The organism is uncultured Subdoligranulum sp. (assembly GCF_937890665.1).
Map to the genome: position 1 here is coordinate 1 of NZ_CALADU010000192.1, position 9767 is coordinate 9767.

The following is a 9767-nucleotide window of genomic DNA, read 5'->3' on the forward strand; positions in this document are numbered from 1 at the left end:
CCCACCGGATGGAACAGGTCGGTGCGGGTCCAGTCAAAGATCGGCATGAAGTTGTAGCAGATGATCTTGACGCCGTACTTGGCCAGATTGCGGATGCACTGCTTGTAGTTTTCGATCAGGGCGTCCCGGGTGGGCAGACCGATCTTGATGTCGTCATGAACGTTGACGGACTCTACCACTTCCGCCGAGAAACCGGCAGCATGGATCTGGTCCACTACGGCTTTGATCTCATCCTCTTCCCAGATCTCGCCGGGCATCTTGCTGTGCAGCGCCCAGACAATGCTCTCAACACCGGGAATCTGCTTGATGTCGCTCAGCGTGATGGGGTCGTTGCCCTCACCATACCAGCGCCAACCCATTTTCATGGACATAAAAGACCTCCTAGTATGTGAATTTTAAAAAGATACAGTGTGATGCGGAATTTTTCAATCCGTCGCGGTCGGCGGACAGGCAACGGCGACTTAGCCGTTCAAAGCGTCGTGCAAAGTCTTGCGCACCGCGCCGGGGCCAGCCAGCTCGGCCACAAAGTAGCTTTCGATCTTGTCGGCCAGCACGGTCTGGGTCAGGTCGGTGCCGAAGATGGACGCATTGGCCAAAATGGCTTTCAACTGGCCCTGATAGGTCTCGGGCTTGCCTACTTCGATGCCCGCCAGCTTGGCCTGCAGGTCATCCTTAAGGGGATCAGCGGACACCTCAAAGGCGGCGCCGTTGTCGTCCACGGCCAGCAGGTAACGCAGCCAGCCGGCGATGGCCAGCGGAATGGATACCAGCGTGTTCAGGTCGCGGCCCTCGGCAAGGTAGCTCTTGATGGTCTCGCCAAAGCGGATGCCCACCTTCTGGGAGGTGTCGGTGGCGATGCGCTGGGGCGCGTCCGGCATGAAGGGGTTGGGCAGGCGCTGCTCCACCACTTCGTCAATGAAGGCCTTGGGCTCCAGAATGCCGGGGTTGACCACCACGGGCAGACCTTCCACATAGCCCAGCCGCTTGATGAGGGCTACGATGTCGGCGTCCTTCATCTCGTCGCAGATCAGGGTGTAGCCCAGCATGCAGCCGTACACCGACATGGCGGTGTGCAGCGGGTTCAGGCAGGTGGTGACCTTCATCCGCTCGGTCTTGTTCACCGTGTCGCGGTCGGTCATGTAGACGCCCGCCTTCTCCAGCGCGGGACGGCCGTTGGGGAACTTGTCCTCCACGACCAGATACTGGGGACGCTCGGCGTTGACAAAGGCCGCAATGAAGGTGTTCTTGCTGGTGACGATGGGGGTCATATCCTCGATGCCGTCTTTGGCCAAGGATTCCTCCACCATCTTGTGGGGACGAGGGGTGATCTTGTCGATCATCGACCACGGGAAGGCGATCTTGCTCTCGTCGCTCAGGTAGTCGATGAAGTCCTGACCCACATAGCCCTTCTCGGCCCAAGCCTTGGCCACCGTCATCACGCTGGACTGCAGCTTCTCACCATTGTGGGAGCAGTTGTCCATGGACACCACGGCCAGCGGGTACTTGCCGGCGTTGAAACGCTCCAGCAGCAGGGCGGCTACCATGCTCATGGCATGACGGGCATGGGCGGGGCCTTCGTCGATGTCGGCCTGTACCACCGGCATCAGGCTGCCGTCGGGACGGTAGAGGGCATAGCCCTTCTCGGTGATGGTGAAGGAGATCATCTGCAAACCGGGATCGGTAAAGATCTCTTTAAAACGGGCCATCATGGCCGCGTCGGAAGAATCCGCCCGCAGACCCTCGGCCACAGAACCGATGATCTCCCGGCTGGTGGTGCCGTCCGGGTTCAGGGTGACCATCATGGTCAGGTTGTCGTAGGGGGTGTAGATTTTGTCGATGATGTCGTAGTCGAAGGTGTCGGCTGCGATGATGCCGCGGTCCGCCAACCCTTTGTTCAGCAGGTCCTGCTGCAAGGCGGCAATAAAACCACGGAAAATGTTGCCCGCGCCAAAGTGTACCCAGACGGGATGTTCCTTGGTGGCGGCAGTCATGGCGGCGTGGTCGAACTGGGGCAGCTTGACGCCCAGCTTTTCCCACTCGGCTTTCTGATTCACGATGGAAGAGGCATTCATCTGCATAGCGGTTTGCTCCTTTTTTTGGATGCGTGGTGGGCGGATTTCCCCGCCCGCGTTACCTTCAGTATACCGCGCAATTTTTATGAGGAAAATGGCCGTGATTGCTTGAAAGATTGTAAAAGTTGCGGTAAAGTATACTATAAAGAAAAGCACACCGGTATTTGCCGGAAAAAGGGGGAAAATCAGATGGCAGGTTCCAATTTCAACCCCTATACCCGCCGCCAGACCATGATCGCCTCGGATTACGAGATCTACCGCTACCGCTCTACCTATATGAATGAGGTGGAGCTGCATCACCACGATTTCTACGAGGTGTACCTGCTGCTGCGGGGCCGGGTAGAGTATATTGTGGAAAACCAGATCTACCGCATGCGCCCCGGGGACTGGATGGTCACCAGCCCGCTGGAACTGCATCAGGCCCGCATCGCTACCGACGCCGACGCCTACGAGCGGTTCGTTTTGTGGATCTCCCGGTCCTATCTGGACCGGCTGTCCACCCCCCGCACCAGCTTGACCCGGTGCTTCGACACCAGCGTGGAAAACCACACCAACCTGCTGCGGCTGCCCGGAACCACCGGCGCCCAGATGCGGTCCATCATCGAGCGGCTCAGCGCGTTGCAGTCCAACAAGGAATACGGCAGCGACCTGTTGGCCCAAGGGGCGTTGGTGGAACTGATGATCGGCCTGAACCGCGCCGCCGAGGAACGGGGCGACAACCGCCCGGCGGGCAGCAGCGACCAGGTGGTGGACGCGGTGCTCCACTACATCAACGAGCATTACAGCGAGACCCTGACTCTGGACCAACTGGCCGAGAAATTCTTCATCAGCAAATACCACCTGCTGCGCAAGTTCGATGCCCAGGTGGGCACCACGGTACACCGGTACATCCTGCAAAAGCGGCTGCTCAACGCCAAACAACTGCTGGCGGGGGGCGTGCCCCCCAACGAAGTCTGCCAGTACTGCGGCTTTGGGGACTACGCCAATTTTTACCGGGCCTTCAAGGCGGAATACAACCAGACCCCCCGGCAGTACATCCAGAAGATGCGGGACAACTAAGGTTGCACTTTGTCCCCGATGCGTGTACAATAGGGGCGTATCTTGCAGGAAAGTGGGGGAGGACCGTGGCTGCGCCCAAAACCGAACAGCGGGCTGCCGGCGGGGTATGCTATACCCTGACCCGGCGGCGGGTGCGCAACATCAACCTGCGGGTCCGGGCCGACGGCTCGGTGGCGGCCAGCGCCGCCCCCCGGGTGCCCGCCGCCGTGGTGGATGCCTTTGTGGCCTCCCGGGCGGGCTGGGTGCGCACCGCCCAAGACCGGGCTGCCGCCCACGCCCGGTGGGATGCAGCCGCCGACGCCGCCCTGCCCCCCAAAGCCCAAGCACTGGCGCAGATGACCGACCTTTGCCGGGCATACTATCCTCAGTTTGCAGCAACCTGCCCCGGCGGGGCCTTTCCCCGCATCGCCGTGCGGGATATGCACACCCGGTGGGGGTCCTGCAGCCTGAAAACCGGCACGCTGGCCTTCAGCCGGCGGCTCTGTGTGGCGCCCCGCGCTGCCCAGGAATATGTTGTGGTACATGAATTCTGCCACTTTGCCCACCCCGACCACAGTCCGGCGTTCTGGGCGGCGGTGGAAGCGGTCCTGCCCGACTACCGGCAGCGCCGCAAACTGCTGCGGTGATCCGCCCATTCTTTGTACGGAGGTTTTGCCCTTGGCTTCTTCCCAGAAAAAGTACACCACCTTGGTGAACAATACCCTTTTGTTTGCGCTGTCCAACTTCAGCTCCAAACTGCTGAGCTTTTTCATCCGGCCCTACCTGAGCTACGCGCTGGATTCCCCCGACGTGATGGGCGTGTCCAGCCTGCTGCAGCAGGCCACCAACCTGCTGATCCCGGTGGTCAGCTTGGGGGTATCCTATGCGGTCATCCGGTTTGGTCTGGATAAGTCGGTGCGCAAGGACAGTGTCTTTGTCAACGGCGGGCTGACCATCTTTGCCGGGTTTGCCATCCTGCTGGTGGCCATGCCGCTGGTACGGCTCATCCCCAACGCCGCCGACTACCTGCCCTATCTCTACCTTTGTGTGCTGGCCAGTTGTCTGCGTACCCTGTGTACCCAGTTTATCCGGGCCCGGATGCTCAACCGGTTGGTGGCCATCGACGGCGTGCTCACCACCGGCGCGCTGCTGGCCTACTATCTGATCTTCCTGAGTTGGCTCCATCTGGGGGCCACCGGTTTCCTGCTGGCCAACGCCTGCGCCGACCTGACCTCCATGGTGTTCGTCTTTTTCGTGGGCGGATGCTGGAAATACTGCAAACCCAAAGCCTTTGACCGGAAACTGTGGCGGGATATGCTCCGCTACTGTCTGCCCATGATCCCGGCGGCCATCAGCTTCTGGATCATCAACGCCAGCGACATGTTCTTTGTGCAGGCGATGTGCGAGGAATATCAGGGCCGCAGCGGCAACTACTGGGTGGGCCTGCTGTCGGCGGGGTACTTCCTGCCTCAGGTCATCACGATCATGGGCAGCATCTTCTACGAGGCGTGGCAGCTCTCCGCCGTGACCGAGGAACAGGACCGGGAAGCCTTCTTCTCCAAGATTTTCCGGGTGTATGCCTGTGCCATGTTCTGCTGCGTGGCGGGGGTCATCATGCTCTGCCGCCCCATGATGCACCTCTTTAAAGCCGAATACTACGACGGCTGGACCTTCGTGCCGTTCCTGACCCTCTGCTCGATGTGTACCTGTCTGAACCAGTTCCTCAACAGCGTCTACGTGGTCTACAAGCGGTCCACCGGGTCGCTGGTCACCATGCTGGCGGGGGCGGTGCTCAACGTACTCCTCAACGGCGCGTTCATCCTGCTGTGGGGACCCTGGGGCGTGACCCCGGCCAGCTTCCTCAGCCTGCTGCTGGTCTTTTTGCTGCGGGCCTACTCCACCCGGGGGCTGCTGCGCATCGACTTCCACCCCGCGTGGCTGGCCGTCAACTTGGCGCTGGTGCTGGCCGAGATCTGGTGTCTGATGAACCTTACCGCTTGGGTGCTGCCCGTGGTGGTCCTGACCGCCGTGGTCTGCGCCATCAATGTGCGGGAAGTATACAGTCTGGTGCAAAAACTGTTGGGGCGCTTTCTGCGCCGCCGTAAAGGAGCCTAATATGGAAAATGAGATTCTTCGGGCGTTATCTGCCCGCAAAAGTGTCCGAGTGTTCACCGACGAACCGGTGACTGCCGAGGAGCGCGCAGCCATCTTGCAGGCTGCCTTTCAGGCGCCCACGGCGGGCAACCAGCAGCTTTACACCATTTTGGACATCACCGACCCGGCCCTGAAAGCCACGATGGCCGACCTGTGCGACCACCAGCCCTTCATTGCCAAGGCGCCCCTCTGTCTGGTCTTTTTGGCGGACTGCCGCCGCTGGCCCCGGGCCTACCGGGCGGCCGGGGTGGAAGAACCCCGCAACCCCGGTCCCGGCGACCTGCTGCTGGCGCTGGCGGATAGCTGCATTGCCGCCCAGAACGCCGTTACCGCGGCGGAAAGTCTGGGCATCGGAAGCTGTTATATCGGGGACGTGCTGGAAAACGCCGAAGCCATGCGGGAAGCCCTGCATCTGCCCACCCATGTGGTGCCGGCCTGTATGCTGGTCTTTGGACGGCCCACCCAGCAGCAGAAGGACCGGAAAAAGCCGGCCCGCTTCCGGGAGGAGGCGGTGGTCTGCGAGAACGTCTACCGCGACCGCACCGAGGCCGAACTGCGGGAGGATTTTGCCCTGCGGGGCGCCGACCTGCCGGAGTTTGACTTTGACCGCTACGTGCAGGCCTTCTGCAACCGGAAATACGAGAGCGATTTCTCCCGGGAGATGAGCCGCAGCGCCGGGGTGTATCTGAAAGAGTTTTTGTGAGCAGGTTCTCGCTTTCTTGAAAGAAAGCGAGGCAAAGAACTTTTATAGAAAAAACGCATGGTCCTAAGACCATGCGTTTTTTTGGAATTTTTTTGGTTCTTTCTCTGCAAGGGGGTCCCGTAGCTGCCTTGTATAGGCGGGGGGAGGTTTTGCGGCAGTTGCCTATCCCCGGTGCATAAGGTTGGAGTTTCTTTGGTTCTTTCTTTGCAAAGAAAGAATAATTACTGGGCGTCGAAGAGGGACTGGTCCCGCTTGGCGTGGGCGCCCACGTTGTTGTATTCCAGATTCAGGTATCCGTGCACCCACTGGTCCAGCATCGTGTTGGTGCCGAACTCGGCGGTGTGGCCGTCGGGGGTCATGTAATCGTTGGCGCCGGTCACCACCGGGGTCACGTCCTTCATCTCCAGCAGGTACTGGTAGAAGGTGCTCAGCGGCAAGCCTGCCTGCTGGGCGATCGTCGGCGCCAGCATCACCATATCCATCCGGTTCAGCGGGTCGGTGTCGCTCACCGCCAAGTCGGTATTCTCCAGCGGATAGTTCGCCCAGATAAAGAAGGGGGTGCTCCGCTCCAAGATCTGCAATTCGTTCTGGGGCGCGATGCTCTTATCCGCCACATGGTCCACAAAACTGGGGGCGTGGTCGCCGGCAAAGGCTACCACTACCTTGCGGCCCGTCTCCTCGTACACCTGCGTGAAGTAGTCGCACAGTTCCGCCACCGCGGCGTCGCTCATCTTCATGCAGCTCAGGAACTCGTCCATCAGCTCGTCGTACTCACCGTAGTCGGTGCCCGCATGGACAAGGTCCAGCGAGGCGTCGTTCATGTCGTAGTCGCCGTGGCTCTGGATGGATACCAAGAAGGCAAACCGGGGCTGGTCCTCCGGCATGGCCTCGTACAACTGGGCAAAATCCTTATAAGTGGCCGAGTCGGTCTGGTAGGGCCGGTTGCCATAGTATTCCTTGGTGGGGAAATCTTCCTCAAAGTGGGTCTCGTCAAAGCCCAGCGCCCGCCACGCCGAATCCCGCCGATAGTTGGAATTCGTGTAGGGGTGGGCGGCCATCGTGGCATACCCCAAGCTCTTGGTGTAGCCGACAATGCTGTTGGCGCCGTAAAGGTTCAGCCAGTTGAAGGGGGTGATGGAGGGCATCAGCATCAGCGAATTGCTGGACAGCATCTCGTACTCGCTGGAATTGGTGCCGCCGCCCACATGGGGGCTGACCGTGTGGCCGTAGACCGCATTCTCCAGATTCTTGGTCACCGGCATGATCTCGGTGTCGGCCTGCAGGTCGGTCACCAAGTCAAAGTCATAGAAACTCTCCGACAAGATCAGCACGATGTCGGGGTAGTCGGCGCTTTCCGCCGTGGCATATTTCCCCGTCACCAGCCCCGCGGCATCCTGCGCCGCTTGGTCGCTGTAATTTTCCGGCTCCACAATGGGGTCGGCCATCAGGGCGGTGGCCTCCACCGTGCCCGCTAAGTACCCGTATTTGTAGTAGGTCTCCTGCCAAGCCCAGCCGTAGGTGGCTTTCGGCTTGATGGGGTTCGGTCCGAAATACCCGAAGAACATCACGCAGAAGATGCACGCCGCACAAACCGCGACCCGCACGCCCCGGGCTTTCCAACTGGCCCGCTTGGCCGCGCCCCGGGTCAGGAACCACTGTACCGCGCTGATGGCCAGCACCGGCAGCACGCAGAGGGCGATGGTCACCACCGTCTGGGAGATCTTCAGGGTGTAGCTGCCCATGACCTCGGCGGCGGTGCCCAGATTCAGGATGTCCTGGGGCATCAGCGCCGAACCGTGCAGGTCCCGGGTGTAGTAGTTCACCAGCGCAATGATGGTGAACAGCACCCCCGAAAGGCCGGTGGCCAGCCACCAGCGCCCCGCCACCGCAAAGAAGATCAGCGTCAGGCAGAAGGCTGTCATGGCGTTCAGCGGTGCGTAGACCGGCCACTGCTCCGCCAGATAGTTGGGCGTCACGCCGTCGGACAGCTCCAACTGATACCGGGAGAGGAACGCTACCGCTACTGCCAGCAGGCAGGGCAGCACGCTCCGCAGAAAAACTTTCTTCCAATCTATGGTTTTTAACGTCTGCATGGTAAAAAACCTTTCTCTTTCTATACCAAGGGGAATAAACATACATCCGCCAGTATACCATAGTTCACAAAAAAAGGAAAGAGGAAGATTTTCCTCTTTCCTTGGAAAGCGATGGAACCTTGTTCAAAACGGGGAGGTCAGGTCCACCCCGTTCCACTCATACCGGATGGTGCGGTAGGATACCTTCACCTGCAAACAATACCGGCTCTCGTCTTCGTCCTGCACATACAGCACAAAAAAGGCCGACCGGCAGGCGTAGTATTCCTCTAAAAAGGTCAGGTGCACCGACCCTTCGTTGACCCGCCGCGCAACCTCCTGCGGGGAGACATCGTACATCGAATCGAAAAACTGGTCTTCCGTCAGGTGATGGGTGCGTACCTCCTTGATCTCCAGATCGTCGGGGTCGCAGCAGGTAAAGATCAGCCGGGCCGGCCCGGTGCGAAAATAGTTGTCCTGCTCGGGCACCTTGACAAAAAAGCCGAAGTCGTCCAAGTCCACCACCAGATCTCTCTCACGGGTAAAGACCCGGCGGATCGAACAGTCGTGCAGGATGACAGAGGGGAAAGCGTTGATTTGCTGATACCGCATAGCGCAGATCTCCCTACTATATAAGGTATAGACAGCGTGGCTGCCCTTTGAGGTGGTCCCATAAGACCACGGATTTTCTATTACGAGGTAAATGGGAGGCGAAAAAGGCTTCCCGGCAAGCCCTGCCGGAAAGCATCCCCCGTCGAACCGGCGGTTCAGCGCCGGGCGTTGCGCCGCCAGATGGTGTATAGGCCGTCCAGCACCAGCGTTTCCCGGTAATCCACCTGCGTGCGGCAGGCCGCCCAGACGCTGCGGGGCAGCGTGCCGGTGGCCACCACCGGGGCTTCGGGGGCGTGCAGGGCGGCGCGGAAGTTCTCCACCATGCCGTCCACCATGGCCGCCGTGCCGTGGACCATCCCGCTGTGCAGGCAGTCCGCCGTGTTGGAACCCAGCATCCGCTTGGGCCGGGCGTCCAGTTCCACTTGGGGCAGTTGGGCGGTGTTCTTGACCAGCGATGCCAACGACACCTGCGGTCCCGGCAGGATGGCGCCGCCTACCAACGCCCCCTCGGCGTCCACCGCCAGCATCGAGATGGCCGTGTCGAAGTTGGCTACCACCACCGGCGGGGTGTGCCGCTGCAAGGCGCCTACCACCGCGCAGAGCAGCTCGCCCCCCAACTGGGCGGGGTTGTCCATCCGGATCCGCACGCCGCTTTTCAGCCCGGGGCCTACCTCCATCACCGGGGCCTCGCACATCTTGTGCAGGGCTTCCCGCATCCGGGGGGTCAGCGCCGGCACCACGCTGGAAAAGATCACCGCGGTGACTTCCTGCGGTTCGGCACCGTAGAGCGCCAGCATGTTTACCATTTTATAGACCAGCTCGTCGCTGCTCAGGGCAACGTCGGCAAACAACCGGGAGGAAAACACCAGTTTTCCGTCCTGCGAGTAACTGCCGAAGGTAATGTTGGAGTTGCCGATATTCAAGGCTAAAAGCATGGGGAATCCCTCTTTTCTTGTTCTGCTCTAATACTATTATAATAGAGGGGAAATTGCAAGGGCAGGAAAAGCTATCCCTTGCGGTTCCAAAAGCAAAAAACCACGATATACTGTTTAACCAAAAATCGCCCGAAAAATTTGTCAAAAAATCTGAAAAAAGTGTTGACAAAGTGGTTTCGCGGTG

The 9767-nt window shown here is 60.0% G+C and carries 9 protein-coding genes; 4 read left to right on the forward strand and 5 right to left on the reverse strand.

All coding sequences use genetic code 11. The annotated features are described in order from the left end of the window. Together Q0526_RS10935 and Q0526_RS10940 are read right to left on the reverse strand one after the other, a co-directional pair. Positions 1 to 371 (reverse strand): mannonate dehydratase (locus Q0526_RS10935; protein ID WP_298733467.1); only part of this gene is annotated, 371 nt, incomplete at its 3' end. A gap of 90 nt (positions 372 to 461) precedes the next feature. Further along, entirely contained in the window at positions 462 to 2078 is a 1617-nt protein-coding gene (locus tag Q0526_RS10940) for a mannitol dehydrogenase family protein (protein WP_298733469.1), read from the reverse strand. A gap of 183 nt (positions 2079 to 2261) precedes the next feature. On the opposite strand from Q0526_RS10940, the gene Q0526_RS10945 reads away from it, so the two are divergent. The 4 genes from Q0526_RS10945 to Q0526_RS10960 all read left to right on the forward strand — a co-directional run bounded on the left by Q0526_RS10945 (position 2262) and on the right by Q0526_RS10960 (position 5967). Continuing rightward, positions 2262 to 3131, forward strand: a complete 870-nt coding sequence (locus Q0526_RS10945) for an AraC family transcriptional regulator (RefSeq protein WP_298733471.1) — start codon at positions 2262 to 2264, stop codon at positions 3129 to 3131. A 65-nt stretch (positions 3132 to 3196) separates the two neighbouring features. After that, on the forward strand, positions 3197 to 3757 hold the full coding sequence (locus Q0526_RS10950; protein WP_298733473.1) for a M48 family metallopeptidase: 561 nt from the start codon (positions 3197 to 3199) through the stop codon (positions 3755 to 3757). 31 nt (positions 3758 to 3788) lie between these two features. Next, a complete protein-coding gene (locus Q0526_RS10955; protein ID WP_298733475.1) occupies positions 3789 to 5225 on the forward strand; it encodes a polysaccharide biosynthesis C-terminal domain-containing protein in 1437 nt (478 codons plus the stop codon). Position 5226: 1 nt separating this feature from the next. After that, positions 5227 to 5967 (forward strand): nitroreductase family protein, encoded by a 741-nt coding sequence (locus Q0526_RS10960; RefSeq protein ID WP_298733477.1) that lies wholly within the window; start codon positions 5227 to 5229, stop codon positions 5965 to 5967. 221 nt (positions 5968 to 6188) lie between these two features. Here Q0526_RS10960 and Q0526_RS10965 read toward each other — a convergent pair whose 3' ends face one another. From Q0526_RS10965 to Q0526_RS10975, 3 genes are all read right to left on the reverse strand, one after another. Then, complete coding sequence (locus Q0526_RS10965; protein WP_298733479.1) at positions 6189 to 8060, reverse strand: LTA synthase family protein; 1872 nt, start codon at positions 8058 to 8060, stop codon at positions 6189 to 6191. 123 nt (positions 8061 to 8183) lie between these two features. Then, positions 8184 to 8648, reverse strand: a complete 465-nt coding sequence (locus Q0526_RS10970; RefSeq protein WP_298733481.1) for a hypothetical protein — start codon at positions 8646 to 8648, stop codon at positions 8184 to 8186. A 155-nt stretch (positions 8649 to 8803) separates the two neighbouring features. After that, on the reverse strand, positions 8804 to 9583 hold the full coding sequence (locus Q0526_RS10975; protein ID WP_298733483.1) for a type III pantothenate kinase: 780 nt from the start codon (positions 9581 to 9583) through the stop codon (positions 8804 to 8806). Positions 9584 to 9767 lie beyond the last annotated feature (184 nt).

What these genes read in the sequence shown, in the direction of transcription:
- Q0526_RS10940 (WP_298733469.1), bottom strand. Translation starts at nt 2,078, where the DNA reads ATGCAGATGAATGCCTCTTCCATCGTGAATCAGAAAGCCGAGTGGGAA.
- Q0526_RS10945 (WP_298733471.1), top strand. Translation starts at nt 2,262, where the DNA reads ATGGCAGGTTCCAATTTCAACCCCTATACCCGCCGCCAGACCATGATC.
- Q0526_RS10960 (WP_298733477.1), top strand. Translation starts at nt 5,227, where the DNA reads ATGGAAAATGAGATTCTTCGGGCGTTATCTGCCCGCAAAAGTGTCCGA.
- Q0526_RS10965 (WP_298733479.1), bottom strand. Translation starts at nt 8,060, where the DNA reads ATGCAGACGTTAAAAACCATAGATTGGAAGAAAGTTTTTCTGCGGAGC.
- Q0526_RS10970 (WP_298733481.1), bottom strand. Translation starts at nt 8,648, where the DNA reads ATGCGGTATCAGCAAATCAACGCTTTCCCCTCTGTCATCCTGCACGAC.
- Q0526_RS10975 (WP_298733483.1), bottom strand. Translation starts at nt 9,583, where the DNA reads ATGCTTTTAGCCTTGAATATCGGCAACTCCAACATTACCTTCGGCAGT.